The organism is Streptococcus sp. E29BA, assembly GCF_041807805.1.
Lineage (GTDB): Bacteria > Bacillota > Bacilli > Lactobacillales > Streptococcaceae > Streptococcus > Streptococcus entericus.
Genome location: NZ_JBGTZA010000001.1, coordinates 42411 through 61971, shown reverse-complemented (window position 1 = coordinate 61971; position 19561 = coordinate 42411). Strand labels below are relative to the sequence as shown.

General features: G+C 45.8%; 19 protein-coding genes and 2 pseudogenes. All 21 read left to right on the top strand.

From position 1 onward, the window contains the following. Positions 1 to 65: 65 nt before the first annotated feature. The 21 genes and pseudogenes from ACERC8_RS00280 to ACERC8_RS00180 all read left to right on the top strand — a co-directional run bounded on the left by ACERC8_RS00280 (position 66) and on the right by ACERC8_RS00180 (position 19560). Positions 66 to 1394 (top strand): hemolysin family protein, encoded by a 1329-nt coding sequence (locus ACERC8_RS00280; RefSeq protein ID WP_373657891.1) that lies wholly within the window; start codon positions 66 to 68, stop codon positions 1392 to 1394. Positions 1395 to 1702: 308 nt separating this feature from the next. Continuing rightward, on the top strand, positions 1703 to 3616 hold the full coding sequence (locus ACERC8_RS00275; RefSeq protein ID WP_373657890.1) for an ABC-F family ATP-binding cassette domain-containing protein: 1914 nt from the start codon (positions 1703 to 1705) through the stop codon (positions 3614 to 3616). 2 nt (positions 3617 to 3618) lie between these two features. Continuing rightward, on the top strand, positions 3619 to 4041 hold the full coding sequence (locus tag ACERC8_RS00270; RefSeq protein ID WP_373657889.1) for a hypothetical protein: 423 nt from the start codon (positions 3619 to 3621) through the stop codon (positions 4039 to 4041). Positions 4042 to 4146: 105 nt separating this feature from the next. Next, on the top strand, positions 4147 to 4602 hold the full coding sequence (locus ACERC8_RS00265) for a pyridoxamine 5'-phosphate oxidase family protein (protein ID WP_373657888.1): 456 nt from the start codon (positions 4147 to 4149) through the stop codon (positions 4600 to 4602). 210 nt (positions 4603 to 4812) lie between these two features. Continuing rightward, positions 4813 to 6474 carry a ribonuclease J gene (locus ACERC8_RS00260; RefSeq protein WP_373657887.1) on the top strand — a complete coding sequence of 554 codons (1662 nt, stop codon included), beginning with the start codon at positions 4813 to 4815 and terminating at the stop codon, positions 6472 to 6474. A gap of 205 nt (positions 6475 to 6679) precedes the next feature. Beyond that, positions 6680 to 7543, top strand: coding sequence for a diadenylate cyclase CdaA (gene cdaA / locus ACERC8_RS00255; RefSeq protein WP_373657886.1), 864 nt, complete (start codon positions 6680 to 6682; stop codon positions 7541 to 7543). Position 7544: 1 nt separating this feature from the next. After that, positions 7545 to 8507, top strand: a complete 963-nt coding sequence (locus ACERC8_RS00250) for a YbbR-like domain-containing protein (protein WP_373657885.1) — start codon at positions 7545 to 7547, stop codon at positions 8505 to 8507. 87 nt (positions 8508 to 8594) lie between these two features. Beyond that, the gene (gene glmM / locus ACERC8_RS00245) at positions 8595 to 9947 is read left to right on the top strand and encodes a phosphoglucosamine mutase (RefSeq protein ID WP_373657884.1); all 1353 of its coding nucleotides are present in this window, start codon (positions 8595 to 8597) and stop codon (positions 9945 to 9947) included. A 325-nt stretch (positions 9948 to 10272) separates the two neighbouring features. Next, positions 10273 to 11409 (top strand): radical SAM family heme chaperone HemW, encoded by a 1137-nt coding sequence (gene hemW, locus ACERC8_RS00240; RefSeq protein WP_373657883.1) that lies wholly within the window; start codon positions 10273 to 10275, stop codon positions 11407 to 11409. After that, positions 11410 to 12147, top strand: a complete 738-nt coding sequence (locus ACERC8_RS00235; protein ID WP_373657882.1) for an acyl-ACP thioesterase domain-containing protein — start codon at positions 11410 to 11412, stop codon at positions 12145 to 12147. Beyond that, positions 12137 to 12760: pseudogene (locus ACERC8_RS00230) on the top strand (NUDIX hydrolase N-terminal domain-containing protein). Before ACERC8_RS00235 ends, ACERC8_RS00230 begins: the two are co-directional and overlap by 11 nt. Before the next feature lie 10 nt (positions 12761 to 12770). Further along, positions 12771 to 12917 (top strand): DNA mismatch repair protein MutT, encoded by a 147-nt coding sequence (locus ACERC8_RS00225; protein WP_373657881.1) that lies wholly within the window; start codon positions 12771 to 12773, stop codon positions 12915 to 12917. A 137-nt stretch (positions 12918 to 13054) separates the two neighbouring features. Then, positions 13055 to 13234: a hypothetical protein gene (locus tag ACERC8_RS00220; protein ID WP_373657880.1), complete on the top strand. Its 180-nt coding sequence runs from the start codon at positions 13055 to 13057 to the stop codon at positions 13232 to 13234. Next, positions 13221 to 14007 (top strand): annotated as a pseudogene (locus ACERC8_RS00215) (replication initiator protein A); the annotation flags it as partial. The gene ACERC8_RS00220 and the pseudogene ACERC8_RS00215, both read left to right, overlap by 14 nt. A gap of 153 nt (positions 14008 to 14160) precedes the next feature. Beyond that, on the top strand, positions 14161 to 15510 hold the full coding sequence (locus tag ACERC8_RS00210) for a DNA cytosine methyltransferase (RefSeq protein ID WP_373657879.1): 1350 nt from the start codon (positions 14161 to 14163) through the stop codon (positions 15508 to 15510). Then, positions 15494 to 15943, top strand: a complete 450-nt coding sequence (locus ACERC8_RS00205; RefSeq protein ID WP_373657878.1) for a hypothetical protein — start codon at positions 15494 to 15496, stop codon at positions 15941 to 15943. The genes ACERC8_RS00210 and ACERC8_RS00205 overlap by 17 nt, the downstream gene beginning before the upstream one ends. Next, a complete protein-coding gene (locus ACERC8_RS00200) occupies positions 15928 to 16305 on the top strand; it encodes a hypothetical protein (RefSeq protein ID WP_373657877.1) in 378 nt (125 codons plus the stop codon). Before ACERC8_RS00205 ends, ACERC8_RS00200 begins: the two co-directional genes overlap by 16 nt. Positions 16306 to 16313: 8 nt before the next feature. Further along, the gene (locus ACERC8_RS00195) at positions 16314 to 16547 is read left to right on the top strand and encodes a hypothetical protein (RefSeq protein ID WP_029175061.1); all 234 of its coding nucleotides are present in this window, start codon (positions 16314 to 16316) and stop codon (positions 16545 to 16547) included. A gap of 295 nt (positions 16548 to 16842) precedes the next feature. Beyond that, entirely contained in the window at positions 16843 to 17121 is a 279-nt protein-coding gene (locus ACERC8_RS00190; RefSeq protein ID WP_373657876.1) for a lysostaphin resistance A-like protein, read from the top strand. A gap of 58 nt (positions 17122 to 17179) precedes the next feature. Then, complete coding sequence (locus ACERC8_RS00185) at positions 17180 to 17668, top strand: hypothetical protein (protein WP_373657875.1); 489 nt, start codon at positions 17180 to 17182, stop codon at positions 17666 to 17668. After that, positions 17668 to 19560, top strand: a complete 1893-nt coding sequence (locus ACERC8_RS00180) for a VirD4-like conjugal transfer protein, CD1115 family (RefSeq protein ID WP_373657874.1) — start codon at positions 17668 to 17670, stop codon at positions 19558 to 19560. Before ACERC8_RS00185 ends, ACERC8_RS00180 begins: the two co-directional genes overlap by 1 nt. The last annotated feature ends 1 nt before the right edge of the window (position 19561 follow it).

Below are 19561 nucleotides of genomic sequence, written 5' to 3'. Positions count from 1 at the left end.
AAGCTGCTTGTTTTTTCCAAAAATATGCTATAATGGATAGACTAATGTAAAAAAAGGAGACCATCATGGAAGACCCTGGCAGTCAGACCATCGTGTTACAATTCATCTTACTACTTATCTTGACCCTCTTTAATGCTTTTTTCTCTGCGACGGAAATGGCCTTAGTATCGCTCAATCGTTCTCGTGTCGAGCAAAAAGCAGAAGAAGGCGACAAGAAGTACATCCGCTTGGTTAACGTGCTTGAGAACCCTAACAATTTTCTCTCGACCATCCAGGTGGGCATCACCCTCATCACCCTCCTGTCAGGGGCTAAGCTGGCTGACACGCTGGGGGCTGAGATTGCGACATGGTTTGGCAATACGGCTACTGCAAAAACGGCGGGTAGTCTCTTGTCTCTAGCATTTTTGACCTATATCTCCATCGTTTTAGGGGAACTCTATCCCAAGCGGATTGCCATGAATCTCAAGGAAAATCTAGCCATCTACTCAGTACCAGTGATTTTGTTGTTGGAAAAGTTGGCTAGTCCCTTTGTTTGGTTGCTTTCTGCATCAACCAACCTACTCAGTCGCCTGACACCTATGGCTTTTGATGATGCGGATGATCAGATGACTAGAGACGAGATTGAGTACATTTTGACCAAGAATGAGACCTCACTTGATGCGGAAGAAATCGAGATGCTTCAAGGGGTATTCTCGCTCGATGAGATGATGGCCAGAGAGGTCATGGTGCCTAGGACGGATGCTTTCATGGTGGATATTAACGATGATAGCTCTGCTATTATCAGTGCTATCCTCAAGGAAAATTTTTCCCGTATCCCGGTCTATGATGGTGACAAGGACAAGGTTATCGGTCTAATCCACATCAAAAAATTGCTACACGCTGCCTTTCACGAGGGTTTTGATCAGGTCAATATTCGTCGAATTATGCAGGATGTTCTTTTTGTCCCTGATACGGTCTTTGTCGATGATTTGATTGGAGAATTGCGGAGCAGCCAACGCCAGATGGCGATTTTGCTGGATGAGTACGGCGGAGTGGCAGGTCTTGTTACCCTTGAGGACTTGCTTGAGGAGATTGTCGGCGAGATTGATGATGAAACTGACCGAGCTGCGGAGTCTGTGCGTGAGATTGCAGAAAATACTTATATCGTTGAAGGGACAATGACCATCAACGAGTTCAACGACCACTTTAAGACCGAGCTGGAGAGTGATGATGTTGATACCATGGCAGGCTTTTATCTAGCGGGTATCGGTAGTATCCCAACTCAGGAGGAAAAGGAATCTTATCAAGTAACCAGAAAGGATAAGCAGCTTACCCTTATCAACGACAAGGTTAAAAACGGTCGCGTTCTCAAACTCAAAGTCTTGATGACCGACTTGCCTGACATGACAGAGTAATCGGCTGATCATCTATTCCCACTGATAGAAGGATGACACAGAACTAGCAGAATAACCCAAAGCTTGAAAAAACTATGAAATTACTAGGCTTTGTATAGATATTTAATAAGATTAGAGAGACAGGGCATTTTGCCCTAGCCTCAAAGCGATTAATATAAGAGGACAAACGATGAGGTCCTCTTTTTTGATATCGAGGAAAGCGAAAGTCAGGATGCTATATGAGCAGAAACTTGTTGGTTATGATGACGTGTCAACAGAAGTAACAATCGATCAATGAAAAACCTGCTCTTTTATGCTACAATAAACCTATGATTATTTTACAAGCTACCAAACTCGAACGTGCTTTTGCAGGCAGTCCTCTTTTTGAAAATATTTCCTTGCAGGTTGATGAGCGTGACCGCATTGCCCTGGTCGGGCGTAATGGAGCGGGCAAGTCGACTCTTCTCAAGATGCTGGTTGGCGAGGAAACGCCGACCTCAGGCACCATCAGCACCAAACGCGATCTTTCCCTGTCTTATCTGGCACAAGATAGTCGCTTTTCGTCGGACAAGACCATCTATGCTGAGATGGTGGCGGTGTTTGACGACCTGCGGCAGATGGAGAGCCGTTTGAGGGCTATGGAGGGGCAAATGGCAGAGCTGACAGGTGCTGCCTTTGAACGCTTGATGGCAGACTATGACCAGCTGTCGGAGGACTTCCGCAGTCGTGGTGGCTTTACCTACGAAGCGGACATCAAAAGCATTCTCAACGGCTTTAAGTTTGACCAGTCCATGTGGGACATGCCCATCGCTGAACTATCAGGCGGACAGAACACCCGCTTGGCGCTAGCGAAGATGCTCCTTGAAAAGCCAGATTTGCTGGTCTTGGATGAGCCGACTAACCACTTGGACATCGAGACCATCGCTTGGCTGGAAAATTACCTGAAAAACTATCAAGGTGCGCTTATCATTGTCAGTCACGACCGCTATTTCTTGGACAAGGTTGCCACTATCACCTTGGATTTGACACCAAAAAGCCTCGATCGTTACGTGGGCAATTATTCTCAGTTTATAGCACTCAAGGCTCAAAAACTAGAGACCGAGGCCAAAAACTACGAGAAACAGGCCAAGGAAATTGCTAAGCTAGAGGACTTTATCAATCGCAACATCGTCCGTGCCTCGACCACCAAGCGGGCCCAGTCCAGACGCAAGCAACTGGAAAAGATGGAGCGACTGGACAAGCCCCAAGCTGGGCAAAAATCTGCCAATATGACCTTCGAGTCAGCCAAGTCTTCTGGCAACATCGTCTTGACGGCTGATGCCATCGCTATCGGCTATGACCATCAGGTGCTGGCGCAGCCCATTTCCCTAGACGTCCGAAAATACGATGCGATCGCCATCGTCGGACCAAACGGTATCGGCAAGACCACCCTTATCAAGTCGATGGTCGGGCAACTCCCCCTCATTGCGGGTGAGGCAGTTTACGGTGCCAATGTTGAGACCGGCTACTACGACCAGACCCAGTCCGCCCTGACCCGTACCAATACCGTGCTGGAGGAGCTCTGGAGTGCCTTTCCGAGTACGCCAGAAGTGGACATCCGCAACCGTCTGGGGGCCTTTCTCTTCTCTGGTGATGATGTCAAAAAGTCTGTTGCTATGCTGTCTGGCGGTGAAAAAGCGCGCTTACTCCTTGCCAAGCTATCCATGGAAAACAACAATTTCCTCGTTCTCGATGAGCCGACCAACCACTTGGACATCGACAGCAAGGAAGTGCTGGAGAACGCCCTGATTGACTTTGATGGCACCCTGCTCTTTGTCAGCCACGACCGCTACTTTATCAACCGTGTCGCCACCAAAGTTCTTGAAATTTCAGCAGATGGCTCGACCCTCTATCTGGGCGATTATGATTATTATCTGGAGAAAAAGGCAGAGCAGGAAGCTAGACATCAAGCTGACCAGCTGACAGCAGCTAGCCCAACTGATACGCCATCGGCTGGCGCTAGCGATTACCAGTCCCAAAAGGCAGACCAAAAAGAACGCCGCAAACTAGCCCGCCGAATCGACGAGATTGAAAACCAGCTAGAAACCCTAGAAACCCGCCAAGCAGAGATTAACCAAGCCATGCTGACCACCAACGACATCGGCCAACTGACCGACCTCCAAAAAGAGCTGGAGAGCCTAGATGAGCAGCAGCTGTTACTCATGGAGGAGTGGGAGCAGTTGAGTGAGGAAATGGGGGATTAGTCATGTATCGCTTTGTTACCCAAGAAGCTCAACTGACCTTGCATGATTGTTTTATCACAGCCGTAGAATTTGGGCGAGAACTGACCTTGTCTTTTGAACAGGGGATTGATATTTTAGCCAGCCACTCTTTAAATCCGACACACAGGCACCAAACAACAGGACTAGCAGAGGTTGTCTTGCAGTCTTATGAACTGGTACAAGTCAGAGAGGTCTATGGTGCAGAGGATTTTTCACCGAGCTTAGAGGCTCTTACTTCTAAGCGGTTTGAAGTGCTTTGCTTTGAGTTTGATAGGGCCAACAGAACAGCTCCGCTACTGTGTGACATTGATTGGCGGTATTATGTTGCTTACACCTTTTCTTGTGAAGCTGTCTATTATAAATGGAATGAGTTGACTGGTGATGCCTGGTTTCAGGACTGGCCGTAATGTTAGATAAGACGTCACAGGGATAACTTTTTTGTGAAATACTTCCTAAAATACCTGAAATATGGTATAATCGATTTAGAAAACGATTGCAAAGGGTGGATATCAATGGACGTCAAAGACATTTTAGGCATTTTAGAAGACATGGGGGTCGCTGTATTTGCGACTGTGGACGAGTCAGGCATGCCACATGCCAGACATTTTCACATCGGTGTGGCAAATGAACAAGGCATTTTCTTTATGACAAGCCCTGAGACCAAGTTTTTCAAGCAGGTGGCGACAAATCCAAATGTGGCTGTCACGGCGATGAGCCAAGAAGACTATTTGATTCAGGTCATTCGTATAGAGGGAAAGGTACGACCAGTTGGTCCTGACCGACTTTACGATTTACTTGCTGGCAATCCTTATGTTAATTATGTTTACCCAAATCATGAGAAGCAGGAAGACATCGAAGTTTTCCAGCTTTATGAGGGAGTTGGTTTCTACCACAGCTTGACACAAGGGCACAAGTATGTTTTTTCTATTGGAGAAGGTCGCTCAGAGACCGCGCGAAGCATTACCTAGGCAATCTCAGATGATTTAGGATTTGAAATAATTTGTGAAAAGTTGTATACTAACCATGTATGCAACTTTTTGTTTGCGCGACAGTAAATCGACTTAATGCTAGCACAGCTGATTAAGGACCGTTTGTCTGAAGAAGTGGTCGAGGCTTGTTGGTCTGATTAAAACAAACTCGATCTTCAAGTATTTAGCAAAATGATAAAGGAGAATAGTGTGACAGCAGTTAATATCATCGCCTTGGGTGGTGTCCGTGAAATCGGAAAGAATTTTTATGTGGTGGAAATCCGTGGGTCGATTTTTATCCTTGATACAGGTGTTAAGTACCCTGAAAGTGAGCAGTTAGGTGTTGATGTTGTGATTCCTAACCTGGACTATTTGATTGAGAACAAAAAGCGTGTCCAAGGGATTTTCCTCACCCACGGTCATGCGGATGCTATCGGAGCCCTGCCGTATGTGCTCCAGCATATCAAGGTGCCTGTTTTTGGGTCAGAATTGACCATTGAATTAGCCAAACTCTTTGTGAAAAATGCTAATCTCTTTAAGCGCTTTGAAGATTATCATGTGGTCAATGCAGAGACAGAAATTGAGTTTGGCGATAGTACGGTATCCTTTTTCAAGACAACTCACTCTATTCCAGAGAGCCTGGGAATTGTTTTGTCAACGCCTAAAGGCAATATTGTCTACACAGGGGACTTTAAATTTGACCAAGCGGCAAGCCCGCTTTACCAGACTGATTTTGCCCGCTTGGCAGAGATTGGTCGTGAGGGCGTTTTGGCTCTCTTGGCAGATTCTGCCAATGCTGAAAGCAAGGTTCAAATTGCCAGTGAATCAGAAGTTGGCGCTGAAATCAATCGGGTCATTAGCAATTGGGAAGGCAGAATTATTGTGGCTGCTGTAGCGAGCAACTTGTCTCGTATCCAGCAGGTCTTTGATGCTGCCGCCAGCAACGGTCGCCGTGTCGTCTTGACAGGCTATGATGTGGAAAACATTATTCGCACAGGGATTCGGTTGAAAAAGCTCTCTTTAGCTGATGAGCGTTTGATTATCAAAGTGGCAGATATGGCGAACTATGAGGACCATGAACTGATTATCCTTGAAAATGGTCGCATGGGTGAGCCGATAAACTCTTTGAGTAAGATGGCGCAGGGTCGTCACCGTTATGTCAATATTAAAGATGGCGATTTGGTTTATATCGTGACTACACCGTCAGTTGCTAAGGAAGCTATGGTGGCAAGAGTGGCTAACCTTATTTACAAGGCAGGCGGTTCTGTTAAGTCCATTGCTAAGCACATGCGCGTATCTGGTCATGCTAATGCACGAGATTTGCAACTCTTGATTAACTTGCTAAAACCGACCTACCTCTTTCCCGTTCAAGGGGAATACCGTGAACTGTCTGCACATGCAGACTTAGCCATGGATATCGGTCATTTGCCAGAGCATATCTACATCATGAAAAAGGGCAACCGTATGGTTTTAGGAGAAGAAGGTTTCTTGCACGAAGGTTCCGTTCCTTCTGGTGATGTGATGATTGATGGCAATGCCATGGGTGATTTGGGAAGTGTTGTCCTCCGCGATCGCCAGATCCTCTCTGAAGAAGGTATTTTCATCGTTGCCATGACCATTAACAAACGCCAGAAAAAGATTATTTCTAAGGCAAAATTCCATACGCGTGGCTTTGTTTATGTGAAAAAGAACAAAGACATTCTCTATGACAGTGCGGAGCTCGTTAACCAGACCGTTGAGGCTTATTTAAGTCAACCAGATTTTGACTGGAGTGAGTTGAAAAACTTGGTTCGTGACAAATTAAGCAAGTATCTTTACGATCAGACCAAACGTCGCCCATCTATTTTGCCTGTGATTATGGAAGTGCGTTAAGGTGCTAGTTCTCAACTTAGTAGATTTTAAGCCCATCTAAAAAAGTCATGACAGCTAGATGAACGCAACAATGTCTCGAAAATTGATGTTCTGAAAATCTTTGAAAAGCACTTGTAACAGATGTATAGTTGCCAGTGCCTTTTCTTATTCTTCTGTCGCGATGACAAGCCAGCCCAGCTGGTTTTTTTGTTTCGGTTATGGTATAATGAAACAACAGAAGATGGACGGGGGGAATGGTTTGATAGATCAACAATTATTAGAAAGTTTGTTTGCCAGCCCGTGGGAAATTATTATTAACCTTGTTGACCTTTTTTTGGTCACTTGGTTGATTTATCGATTTATTAGAGCTTTAGCTGGCACAAAAATTATGTCGCTGGTTCAGGGTGTCGGTCTTTTTATTCTTTTGCGATTTGTCGCGGAATTGTTGGATTTGACAACGATTACTTATCTGATGAATCAGGTGACGACCTACGGTGTGATTGCGGGTGTTGTCATTTTTGCTCCTGAGATTAGGAGCTTTCTTGAAAAATTTGGCAGAACCCCTCAATCCCTGCTTAAACAACAGACAGTTAGCCATGAGGAAAATTTAGTGACGGCTGTCATCAGTGCTGTCAAGTACATGGCGCCCAGACGTATTGGTGGCTTGATAGTGATTGAGCGCACCCAAACCTTGCAAGAATATATTGCAACAGGCATTTCTTTAGATGCAGATATTTCCAGTCAGATCTTGATCAACATTTTTATTCCCAATACACCGCTTCATGATGGGGCTGTGATTATTAGAGAAAATAAGATTGCTTCTGCATCATCCTACCTGCCCTTGTCTGATTCCTCTTACATTGCTAAAGAATTTGGAACCAGGCACAGAGCAGCGATTGGTCTATCTGAGGTCTCAGATGCGATGACCGTCGTAGTATCAGAGGAAACAGGAGGCATATCCCTCACCTACAAGGATGTCTTTACGCATGATATGACCTGGGAAGAGTTGGGAGATGTGCTCCGCGAAAAATTAGTTACACCACCAGAAACCACTAATTTCTGGACGACAGTTATCAAGGGAGGGCGATGAAATGAGAAATTGGTTTACTCTAAAACGTTCTGGCCTGGCAGTTGTTTCCTTGGTTTTTGCTCTGCTATTATTTTTAACTGCAAAAATAGTTGCCTATAATGGCAGCAGCAATCGTATCAATCTGTTAACTGAGACCTACACGCATACTTTAGAAAATGTTCCGATTGATATTAAATACAATAGCGATGAGTATTTTATCAGCGGCTACTCCTACGAAGCAGAAGTTTATTTGGCATCGACCAATCGTGTCAAATTAGATTCTGAAATCAACCCAGATACACGGCAATTTAAGGTTGTTGCTGATTTAACCAAACTGACTGAAGGCACCACTAAAGTGAGCTTGGATGTGAGGGATTTACCCAGCGATGTGACCGCTGAAGTTCGACCAGCAACCATGACTGTTACGCTCGGTAAACGGGTGACAAAAAATTTCCCTGTCGAAGCAGTGGTTAATGAGGAACGGGTGATGCCAGGGTATGTATACGAGTCAGCTAGTCTGGATGTTTCTGATGTTGCAGTCACCAGTGATGAAAACACAATTGGTCAGATTGCTCGTGTGATTGCTAGCTTGCCTGATGAGACAAGCCTATCAAAAGACCAAGTTAAAGAATCGGTCACCTTGCAAGCTGTTTCTGAGCAAGGCTCAGTTTTACCGGCAATCATCACCCCTGCGAAAGCGGAATTAACAGTTAATTTGCGAAAATTAACCAAAACAGTTCCTTTGGTTGTTGAGCTAACTGGGCAACTGGATAGTAGTCTGTCTCATATCAATTATGAATTAGGGTTCAGTGAGGTGATTATCTCAGGTAGTCAGGAAGCCTTAGATGAGACAGATCGCGTTTTAGTAACGATTGATATTTCTGATATCAAGAAAGATACGCGAAAAACCTTAACCTTATCTGCTGAAGGGGTCAAAGTAACGCCAGAAGTTATCGACGTTAAACTGAAAGTGACCAAAAAGTAGTTATCAAACCTTTCCATAACAAATATGGCATAAGTTAGGAAACAAAAAACAAAAAGAAAGTGAGAAGCGGGTTACCGCATAAGAAAAATGGTAAAATATTTTGGAACGGATGGAGTTCGTGGAGAAGCAAACGTTGAATTGACACCAGAACTGGCCTTCAAACTAGGTCGCTTTGGTGGCTATGTCCTCAGTCAGCACGAAGAAGGGCAACCAAAGGTCTTTGTCGCACGTGATACCCGTATCTCAGGGGAGATGTTGGAGGCTGCTTTGGTGGCTGGGCTTCTTTCAGTTGGTATCGAGGTTTACCAGCTGGGCGTCTTAGCCACGCCGGGAGTGTCTTATCTGGTTCAGACGGAAAATGCTAGCGCTGGTATCATGATTTCAGCCAGTCATAACCCTGCTCAAGACAATGGTATCAAGTTCTTTGGGTCAGACGGTTTCAAACTGGCTGATGAAACGGAGCTTGAAATTGAAGCACTCTTGGACACTCCAAACGATGGCCTCCCACGACCGTCAGCTGAGGGTCTCGGGACCTTAGTGGCTTATCCAGAGGGCTTGCGCAAGTACGAGAAATTCTTGGTTTCTACTGGAGCCGATTTGGCTGGTATGAAGGTGACCTTGGATGCCGCCCACGGGGCAGCCTACTCATCGGCTCGTTCGATTTTCCTTGACTTAAATGCGGAGATCACTGTTATTGGTGATCAGCCTGATGGGCTTAACATCAATGATGGTGTCGGCTCAACTCACCCAGAAAAGCTTCAGCAAACGGTTCGTGAGACAGGCTCTGCTATTGGTCTTGCCTTTGACGGTGATAGCGATCGCTTGATTGCGGTTGATGAAAACGGCGATATTGTAGATGGTGATAAAATTATGTTTATCATCGGGAAATACCTAGCGGAGAAGGGTCAGTTAGCCCAAAACACCATTGTGACGACCGTGATGAGTAACCTTGGTTTCCATAAGGCTTTGGAACGTGAAGGCATTGACAAAGCGGTGACCGCTGTTGGTGACCGTTATGTGGTTGAAGAAATGCGTCGCGGTGGTTATAACTTGGGCGGTGAGCAGTCTGGACATGTCATTATCATGGATTATAACACCACAGGTGATGGACAGTTGACTGCCATCCAGCTGACTAAAATCATGGCTGAAACAGGAAAATCCTTGTCCGAATTAGCCAGTCAAGTTGATATTTTCCCGCAGAAATTGGTTAATATCCGTGTGGATAATAGTATGAAAAACAAGGCGATGGAAGTGCCTGCTATCGCCACCATTATCACCAAGATGGAAGAAGAAATGGCAGGCAATGGACGGATTTTGGTGCGTCCGAGTGGGACTGAGCCCCTGCTTCGTGTCATGGCGGAGGCGCCGACTGATGAGTTGGTGAACTACTATGTGGATACCATCGCTGATGTTGTACGTGCGGAGATTGGGTTGGAGTAATTCAAAAATGAGGCTGGGATTTTTGTTCCAGCCTCAAATTTCAAACGTTAATCAGTCACTTCTCTGACTATTTGAGCGATGCGGAAGTGGGCTAAAAAGGTCAGGGAGACCTTTTTAATCAGGAAATGACACTTGCGGCGCAAGTGTCAAAAATAGTCCAATAGACTGTTTCAGCCTGAATCCTAAAATTAGGGAGGTGAGGGACAATCGCATTCTAAAGAATTACCGATTTTTGTTTCACGTCCCTTCTCTTTTTCCTATCAGCTCTTCAGTGAGTTGAGAATTTAGCTCTGCGATTTTTCCAAAAAAGTGGTACAATAAAAAAATGAACAAACCGACGTCTGCCTATGTGCATATCCCTTTTTGTACTCAGATTTGTTATTACTGTGACTTTTCTAAGGTGTTTATCCAGAATCAGCCTGTGGACGACTATCTGCGGGTTCTTGTGCGTGAGTTTGAGAGTTACGACATCAAGCGTCTCCGCACCCTCTATATGGGTGGTGGTACACCGACAGCTATCACTGCTCAGCAGCTGGACTATGTTTTGACGGAGCTGACCAAGCACTTGGACTTGTCCATGCTGGAGGAATTTACCATTGAGGCTAATCCTGGTGACTTGGATGCGGATAAAATCGCTGTGCTGAAACATTCGGCAGTTAATCGGGTCTCTTTGGGCGTTCAGACCTTCAACAACAAGCACCTGAAAAAAATCGGTCGTAGCCATAATGAAGCCCAGATTTATGAAAGTATTGATGCCCTGAAAGGTGCTGATTTTGACAACATCTCCATTGATTTGATTTATGCCCTGCCTGGTCAGACCCTAGACGATGTCAAGGAAAATGTGGCCAAGGCTTTGGCATTGGACATCCCTCACCTCAGTCTTTACAGCTTGATACTGGAGCACCACACTGTCTTTATGAACAAAATGCGTCGTGGCAAGCTCAATCTACCGACTGAGGATACCGAAGCAGAGATGTTTGATTATATTTTATCAGAACTGAAGAAGGCAGGCTTTGACCATTACGAGATTGCCAATTTTGCCAAGCCTGGTTTTGAGAGCAAACACAATCTGGTCTACTGGGACAATGATGAGTACTTCGGTTGTGGGGCTGGAGCGTCTGGCTATTTGGACGGTATCCGTTACCGTAATCGAGGTCCCATTCAGCATTATTTGAAAGCTGTGGCTGAGGGTAACGCTAGACTGTCAGAGGAGGTCTTAACCAAAACCGAGCAGATGGAGGAGGAATTTTTCCTCGGATTGCGTAAAAAAACTGGCGTCTCCATTTCTCGTTTCGAGCGTAAGTTTGAGACTAGTTTTGAAACCATCTACGGTCAGGTGGTCCGTGACTTGCAGATGGAAGGACTGGTTCAACTAGATGGTGACCATCTGCGCATGACCCAGAAAGGGCTCTTTCTGGGTGATACCGTAGCAGAACGCTTTATTTTAGACAAGGAGGACTAGATGGCACAGATTTATAGCGAACACCTAACCATTCCCTTTGATATGACCGATGTCCAGCAGGAGATTGTCTTGTCCAAGTTCATTTCCTATTGCTTGGGGGTGTCGGGGCGTCAGTCAGCAGCCATTGGTCGTAGTGATGTGGCAGTTTTTGAGCAGTATGGCTTGGTCTGGGTGGTCACCGACTACCAGCTGACCATCAACCGCCTGCCACGCTACGCTGACACCGTTACCATCGAGACAGAGGCCGTTGCCTATGATAAGTTCATCTGTCATCGGCGCTTTCGCATTCTTGATGGGGAAATGGCAGAGCTGCTCAGCATTGATTGTTACTTTGTCTTGATTGATTTTCAGACACGCCGCTTATCGGCTGTGCCAGAGAACTTGATTGCACCCTATGGGTCGGAGCAGGTCAAGCGCTTGCCTAAGATGGCAAAATGCCCAAGTTTGACGACTCCAGATAGCCAGAGTTTCCCTGTTCGTTACTTTGACATCGACATGAATGGACATGTCAACAATGGCAGGTATTTGGACTGGTGCTACGAGGTACTGGGCTATGACTTTTTGATGGCACATCGTCCAAAACGGATCCAACTCAAGTTTATCAAGGAAATTGCTCCTAAAGGTCATGTGACAGAGTGTTTTGAGATGGCGAACTTGACCAGTCGCCATGAGATACAGGTTGGCGATCAGCTCCATGCCCAAGCTATGATAGACTGGGAGGTGCGTGATGGCCAGTGAGGACAAGTGGTTAAGCTGGGCAACGCGTTTGCAGTCGCTCGCGCAAAACGGTCTGGCTTATACAACCAACGCTTTTGACAAGGAACGGTTTGAGGAAATCCGTCAGATGGCAGCAGAGATGCTGGTTGAGCCATCTGGTCAACCGTTAAAGGTGGTAAGGGATCTTTTTGCCAGCGAGACAGGCTACCAGACCCCAAGCTTGATACCCGCGCAGCCATTTTCCAAGAGGGGAAAATCTTGCTGGTGCAGGAAGCAGATGGGTTATGGAGCTTGCCGGGAGGGGGGCTGGTGCGATGTGGATCAGTCACCTATGGACAACACGAACAGGGAAGCCAAAGAGGAAGCAGGGCTAGATGTAGTCGCCTACCGATTGGTTGCGGTGCTTGACAAGCACAAACACCAACCCAGTCGTTCAGCCCATCATGTCACCAAGCTCTTTTTCCTTTGCCGAGTATTGGGAGGAGCTTTTGAGCCGAATAACGAGACTCTAGCCAGCGGCTACTTTGCCCTAGATGACTTGCCAAATCTTTCGGTCAATAAGACCACAGCAGCACAGATTGCCCTCTGTTATGAGGCTTATCAAGCGGAACACTGGGAAACGGTGTTTGATTGAGGAGGATTGTATGCCAAAAACGGAAAATGTCGTATTGACCAACATGTGTATGGTGACAGATGGGACCAAGGTCTTGGTGCAAAACCGTAAAGACCCTGATTGGCCTGGGTTAGTTTATCCAGGTGGGGATTGTGTCATAATAATGACAGGTGCTTAAAACGCTGTTAAATCAAGGATTTGAGCGTTCTACAATCTGTTCCTAAGGAGGATATTATCACATTTAGAAAATATAATTGCTTAGGCAAGAACAATTTAGAGTGTTCTTGCCTTTTTTATTTTACAGGGAGGAAAATAGTGGAACTTGCAGAATCAACTCGCCTTGGTGTCGTTGGCTTCCTCATGCTTACGATGGGAGTAACACTACCAAAAGCGACAGAAATACTGAAAGAATTAGAAATGAGTGGCCTGGTTACCGTCAAAACAGGGGGTCAACTAGAAATCAAATTGTTGGAGGACAATCATGAAACGCATTAGTGCAAACCAATATCAGACATCCGAGAGGTATTACAAACTTCCAAAGCTCTTATTTGAGAGTGATCGATACAAGGACATGAAGCTGGAGGTTAAGGTTGCCTATGCTGTTTTGAAAGATCGACTGGAGTTATCGTTGAGTAAGGGCTGGATAGATGAGCAAGGTTTTATCTACTTGATTTACTCTAACTCAAAATTGATGGATTTGTTAGGGTGTTCTAAGTCCAAACTCCTGTCCATCAAAAAATCCTTGAGAGATTTTGGACTTATTGAGGAAGTCCAACAGTCATCCAGTGAAAAAGGACGGCTCGCAAACAAGATTTATCTGGGTGAGTTAGAACATGAACTTACCCCCGTCTTAAATTCAGACGGGGGTGGTGTTAAAAAAACACGGGGCCAGTCTCAAAATCAGACGGGCCCCGTCTTAATTTCAGCCACTAGTGAGACTGAAGATAATGAGACTGAACATAGTGAGGCTAAGGAGAGTGATTGTCTTTCAGAGGACGAGGAGGAAAAAGGGCTCACTCGTAAAGTGGATAAGCCAACCACCTATGACAAGGATTATATTTACCAATTGGTCTATGACCAGCTGATTCGTGAGAAGTTTTCTAAGACAAGTGCAGAATTTGTTATGAGGCATTTTGAGACTAGGTATCAGTATGCTTTGGAGAACATGAGATTTGCCAGAACGACAGAGGCCATAGCGGAGTATGTCTTCAATGGCATTCTGGCAGAGTGGAATAAGGAACGTCGACAAGAACAGGAAAGGAGGTGAGAACCATGTGGTGGAAAATTTTGCTAGGCATGTGGATATTGTCGCTCATCGCATTAGCTATTGAGTTCAAAAATGCTCCAGAAATGAACGACCATATCTAACCAAGGCTTTACGAGAAGTAAGGTCTTTTTTTGATACCTGAAAGGAGAAACAGATGAATTTTTTTGATTGCTTTGCAGGGATTGGAGGCTTTCGTTTAGGCATGGAAAGCCAGGGTCATACCTGCATCGGATTTTGCGAGATTGACCGTTTCGCCAGACAAAGCTACCAAGCCATTCACGACACGACAGGAGAATTAGAATACCATGACATTACAGCTATCACCGATGACCAACTCAGGCAACTCCGAGGACAAGTGGACGTCCTCTGTGGGGGCTTTCCTTGCCAAGCCTTTTCTCTCGCAGGCAGACGACTGGGATTTGAGGACACTAGAGGGACTCTCTTCTTTGAGCTTGCTCGATGTGCCAAGGAAATCCAACCACCTTATCTATTTTTTGAAAACGTCAAGGGGCTACTCAGTCACGACCAGGGACGGACGTTCGCCACAATCCTCACCACGCTGGATGAACTGGGGTATCATGTCGAATGGCAGGTGCTTAACAGTAAAGATTTTGGCCTTCCCCAAAACAGGGAGCGGGTCTTTCTTATCGGACATTCTCGAAAGCGAGGTTTCCGACCAATATTTCCTCTCAGAGGACAAGGTAGCCCAGCTCATCTTGACCGACTAGGTAATGTCAATCCATCTGGAAAGGGGATGAGTGGGGAGGTCTATCTATCAACGGGACTGTCGCCAACCTTAACCGTAAATAAGGGGGAGGGTGCCAAGATTGCCATACCCGTTCTATCACCTGACAGACTTAATAAGCGGCAGAATGGCAGACGGTTCAAGGATAATCAAGACCACATGTTTACCCTAACGGCTCAAGACAGGCATGGGGTACTAGTGGCTGGAAATTTGCCGACTAGCTTTGATCAAGCAGGACGAGTTTATCATACAGAAGGTCTTTCCCCGACCCTCACCACCATGCAGGGTGGGGATAAGATTCCAAAAGTCTTGTTACGTCACGAAGCGCCACACTTAAAAATCCGTGAGGCGACCAAACAAGGTTTTGCCCAGGCAGAGTTGGGTGATTCGGTCAACCTGTCCTATCCAAAGTCTAATTCAAAACGTGGACGGGTGGGAAAACAAATCGCCAATACCCTTACGACCAGTTCCCAACAAGGAGTCGTTGTCGCGGCTCTGGAATATCGCAAGGACAAATGGTTTGAGGTGACAGGATTTTTGGTGGGAGATAAACTTTATCGTCTGAGAATCCGAAAACTCACACCTAGAGAATGCTTTCGCCTACAAGGCTTTCCAGATTGGGTATTTGAACGAGCAGAAGCGGTTTCAAGCAAGAGCCAACTCTATAAGCAGGCTGGAAACAGTGTCTCAGTTCCTGTTATCGCTGTTATCGCACGAGAATTAAAGAAATTGGAGGAGAACCATGAAATTACTACATAAAGAATCCATAAGAACCTGTTCAGAGTTGGATGAGGCTATTCATCAAGCAGAGGTGGAGCGACTGACAGAAAGGCTCCTTACCTTGCCCAACTATGATTGCGAAATGATTGTGACCTTTGAGGATGACTACCACAAGGAGATGAACCTCCCCCTCTTTTACGAATCCAATCTCCATCGGGTTTTTGAATTTTTGGAGGAGAGGGACATCAAAAACGGAGTGGACAGCTTCTTGACAGACACTGGGGATTTGGCCTTCAGAGCCTATGGGCAGAATTACACCCATCAAGGCAAGGACGGTATCCTGACTAGCCTAGTAACAGTGAAATGCTTTAGTGAGGGCAGGGTTCCTGTCAATATGACCAGAATCCTTGGTGGGTTTGTGATGGAAGATCTAACTAAGGTCAAGGAGGGTGTCACATGCGACTCTATCTAAGCAAAAACCAAGACCGACACCAGTCTTTGATTGAGACCCTAGATGCTTATGGCATTGCATATGAGCTGGTGGACTTTGAGCAACTGAAGAAAGAAGACCTACTGGAATGGATGCGGCTATCTCCAGACTGCTTTGACTTTCTGACCCCAACCTGTTTGATATACAAACGCAGGGATAATCTCCCTTTTTCCCGATTTCTTGACATCATCTGGGATCATCGGGCAAGAAGTCTTCGTTTACCGCTGATCGTCGATAAGGGGCATGTCTATCCTGATGTAACCCTAGAAGACTTGCGATCCTTTCTTCCTCGTGAACGGAAAGAGAAGGAGCGGCGAGCTCTTAAAACCTTCTTAAGCGTGTAGGAGGGGCTATGGCAGAATTATTTTGGGAAAACCTTGCCCTTCTCTTGGCAGAAAAAGAGATGAGCTGGGCTGAGTTGACACGGCAGATGTTTGCGGGCAGTTACCAGTACCCCAGCGAGTTCAATCGGCTCTATCAGAAAATCAGGCACTACAAGTCCACCTGTCAAATGCCTCAGACTAAGTGGGTGGAAAAAATTGTGCTGGTCTTGGAGGTGGACTATGAAGACCTATTTAGACGCTAGAATTTGGAACATTTTTGCTCTCTATCTCTACCAGTATGTGAATACTATTTTAGTATCTCTGTATTTAGGAGACCAGCTATTCTTGTGGGAAGTCCTTGTTTGTCAGCTCCTTTACTTGGCGAGTCTAATCTGGCTCTTAAAGAAGTTTCCACGGTCTATATCTGTTCAAGTTCGGTTTGTTTGGTTGGTGACTTGTCTAGGCTCTATGTTTCTGCTGTCAGTCCTTGTCGGGATTCTATGGCCAGTCACTTCCACCAATCAAACGAGCCTTATATCTGTACAAAGCCAGCTCCCTTTGGCTATCTTTATCCTCTTTTTAACCAATGCTAGTCTGGTTGAAGAATTGGTTTACCGTGGATACCTCTGGTCACTCTTTCCAAAGCCTTACCAATCCTTACTGGTAACCAGTCTTGTTTTTGCCTTGGCTCATCAACCAGATAGCTTAGGCAGTTGGCTAGTTTACGGCTGTTTAGGATTGGGCTTGGGGGTCATGCGACAACAGACGGACCTATTAGGGGCGACAGGTCTCCATCTGGTGTGGAATGGCTTGGTGCTACTAACTACTTTTCTGTGATAAAAAAGGCGAGGGGACTGGTTTAAGATAAGCCTATCCCACAACGGAAGGAGCAGCTATGTCGAGTGAACAACAGGAACGCCAAGCCTTTCAGTATTTAGAGCGAAGTAGTCTCTTAACGCTGAGAACCCTGCTTAAGATTCTGGACTGGTCTGTCAAACGTGGCCTTCATCAAGAAACAGCCTATAAAATTGGCCTTCAAACTCTGGCAGATTTGGTCAAGACCCCGTTTGCCATTGATGGCATTGACTTAAAAACAGAACTCTTAGATAAGCCCGTGGATGTCGAGAAGTTAAAAGAGCTGTTGGCTAAGGACAATTTGCCTTTGGCGATCGCTTTTCAAGATGACTACCTCTATTTTTACACCAAGGACAGATCCTTGCTGGATACCCACCTAGACACCCTCCTAAAAGAACTGGTCAATGATGCAGACAAGCTCAAGGGCTTGGTGACGGACAAGACCTTAGATGAGGAAATTGCTTTAGCCAAGGAAGATATTGTCCTGAGTGATGAGTCTAGCGTCAAAACGAAAGAGATGGTGCTGTGATGTCTAAAGCAAGAATAATTGTTTTTGTCATGATGGGGCTAGCTCTAGGCTATGTCTGCCATCGTCTGAGCCTCCTCTATGATGAGATGAGCCATCTGCCTGTCTTTGATAGGTGGGCTTATCTCTTGATGGAAGGTCAAAATGTTTTTTCTGATAAGCCTTGGAATTTTCACTTTACTTTTCGCTCTAGCCTTTGGTTTCTGTTTGGTCTTGGTGCGATGGGCTTGATCTACCTCTACACGACTTCAGGAGCCAAGGTTTACCGAGAGGGGCAGGAATATGGGTCAGCTCGCTTTGGTATAAAACAAGAGAGTCAGGCCTTCGCAAGTAAAAATCCCTTTTCAGATACCATACTGGCTAAGACCGTTCGCCTTACCCTTCTGGAGAAGAAGCGACCTAAGTTTGACCGCAATAAAAACTTGGTTGTTATCGGTGGTTCAGGTGCAGGCAAGACTTTTCGCTTTGTCAAGCCCAATCTGATTCAAGCTAACTGTTCCAATATTGTGGTTGACCCCAAGGACCATCTGCCTCAAAAGACAGGAAAGTTCTTCCTGAAAGTAGGCTACCAGATAAAGATTTTAGACTTGGTATCCATGATGACCAGCAATGGCTTCAATCCCTTTCGCTATGTGGAAACCGAGAATGATTTGAACCGTATGCTGACGGTGTACTTCAATAACACCAAGGGAAATGGGTCACGCAGCGATCCCTTCTGGGATGAGGCGTCGATGACCTTGGTGAGAGCCATTGCTTCTTACCTGGTTGATTTTTACAATCCACCTAAAACTAGAGAACAGCTGATTGAAGAGGATCGTTTGTCAAAAAAAGAGAGAAAAGCTCTACATACTAGGGAGAAACAAGACTTAGAGAACAGTCGTAAACGAGGGCGTTATCCCTCTTTTGCGGAAATTTCCAAGTTGATTAAGCTTCTTCATAAGGCGGACGGGGCTGAGAAGAGTGTCCTAGAGGTCATGTTTGAGCGCTACGCAAAGACCTATGGGACTGAAAACTTTACTATGCGAAACTGGGCGGATTTTCAAAACTACAAGGACAAGACCTTGGATTCAGTCATTGCAGTCACAACTGCTAAATTTGCCCTCTTCAATATCCAGTCGGTCATTGATTTGACAAAAACTGATACCATGGACATCAAAAGTTGGGGGATCCAAAAAACGATGGTCTACTTAGTTATTCCTGACAATGATTCCACCTTTCGCTTCTTGTCAGCCCTCTTTTTCTCAACGGTCTTTTCCACCTTGACCAGACAAGCTGATGTGGACTTTAAGGGCAAGCTTCCTATTCACGTGCGGGCTTATCTGGACGAGTTTGCGAACGTCGGCGAGATTCCAGATTTTGCGGAATTGACCTCCACCGTTCGCTCCCGAAATATCAGCCTTGTCCCTATCCTACAAAACATTGCCCAGCTTCAAGGCCTCTACAAAGAAAAAGATGCCTGGAAGACCATCTTGGGTAACTGTGACAGCCTGCTCTATCTTGGTGGGAATGATGAGGAGACCTTTAAGTTTATGTCGGCTCTCTTAGGGAAACAAACTATTGATGTCAGAAACACCAGTCGGTCCTTTGGCCAAACAGGGTCTGGTTCTCTTAGCCATCAAAAGATTGCCCGTGACCTGATGACACCAGACGAAGTGGGAAACATGGATCGAGGGGATTGCTTGGTCAGAATTGCCAATACCCCTGCCTTCTATGCCAAGAAGTATGACCCCTTTAAGCACCCCAACTGGCAGTATTTGGCAGATGAGGAAGGGGACGACTGGTGGTGGGAGCCAGACCTTGCCTTGACAGGAGAACCACCGCTTGATTTAAGGGGACACCGAGTGCGAAACCTGAGTCAAGACCCTCGCTTTACCGCAACACTAAAACAGAAATGAG

Bases quoted from the DNA above. Each gene is read 5' to 3' on its own strand.
- ACERC8_RS00235 (WP_373657882.1), top strand. From the start codon at position 11,410: ATGGCACAGATTTATAGCGAACACCTAACCATTCCCTTTGATATGACC.
- ACERC8_RS00250 (WP_373657885.1), top strand. From the start codon at position 7,545: ATGAGAAATTGGTTTACTCTAAAACGTTCTGGCCTGGCAGTTGTTTCC.
- ACERC8_RS00280 (WP_373657891.1), top strand. From the start codon at position 66: ATGGAAGACCCTGGCAGTCAGACCATCGTGTTACAATTCATCTTACTA.
- ACERC8_RS00185 (WP_373657875.1), top strand. From the start codon at position 17,180: ATGTCGAGTGAACAACAGGAACGCCAAGCCTTTCAGTATTTAGAGCGA.
- ACERC8_RS00270 (WP_373657889.1), top strand. From the start codon at position 3,619: ATGTATCGCTTTGTTACCCAAGAAGCTCAACTGACCTTGCATGATTGT.
- ACERC8_RS00225 (WP_373657881.1), top strand. From the start codon at position 12,771: ATGCCAAAAACGGAAAATGTCGTATTGACCAACATGTGTATGGTGACA.
- ACERC8_RS00180 (WP_373657874.1), top strand. From the start codon at position 17,668: ATGTCTAAAGCAAGAATAATTGTTTTTGTCATGATGGGGCTAGCTCTA.
- cdaA (WP_373657886.1), top strand. From the start codon at position 6,680: ATGAAACAACAGAAGATGGACGGGGGGAATGGTTTGATAGATCAACAA.
- ACERC8_RS00195 (WP_029175061.1), top strand. From the start codon at position 16,314: ATGGCAGAATTATTTTGGGAAAACCTTGCCCTTCTCTTGGCAGAAAAA.
- ACERC8_RS00205 (WP_373657878.1), top strand. From the start codon at position 15,494: ATGAAATTACTACATAAAGAATCCATAAGAACCTGTTCAGAGTTGGAT.
- ACERC8_RS00275 (WP_373657890.1), top strand. From the start codon at position 1,703: ATGATTATTTTACAAGCTACCAAACTCGAACGTGCTTTTGCAGGCAGT.
- glmM (WP_373657884.1), top strand. From the start codon at position 8,595: ATGGTAAAATATTTTGGAACGGATGGAGTTCGTGGAGAAGCAAACGTT.
- ACERC8_RS00210 (WP_373657879.1), top strand. From the start codon at position 14,161: ATGAATTTTTTTGATTGCTTTGCAGGGATTGGAGGCTTTCGTTTAGGC.
- ACERC8_RS00265 (WP_373657888.1), top strand. From the start codon at position 4,147: ATGGACGTCAAAGACATTTTAGGCATTTTAGAAGACATGGGGGTCGCT.
- ACERC8_RS00200 (WP_373657877.1), top strand. From the start codon at position 15,928: ATGCGACTCTATCTAAGCAAAAACCAAGACCGACACCAGTCTTTGATT.
- hemW (WP_373657883.1), top strand. From the start codon at position 10,273: ATGAACAAACCGACGTCTGCCTATGTGCATATCCCTTTTTGTACTCAG.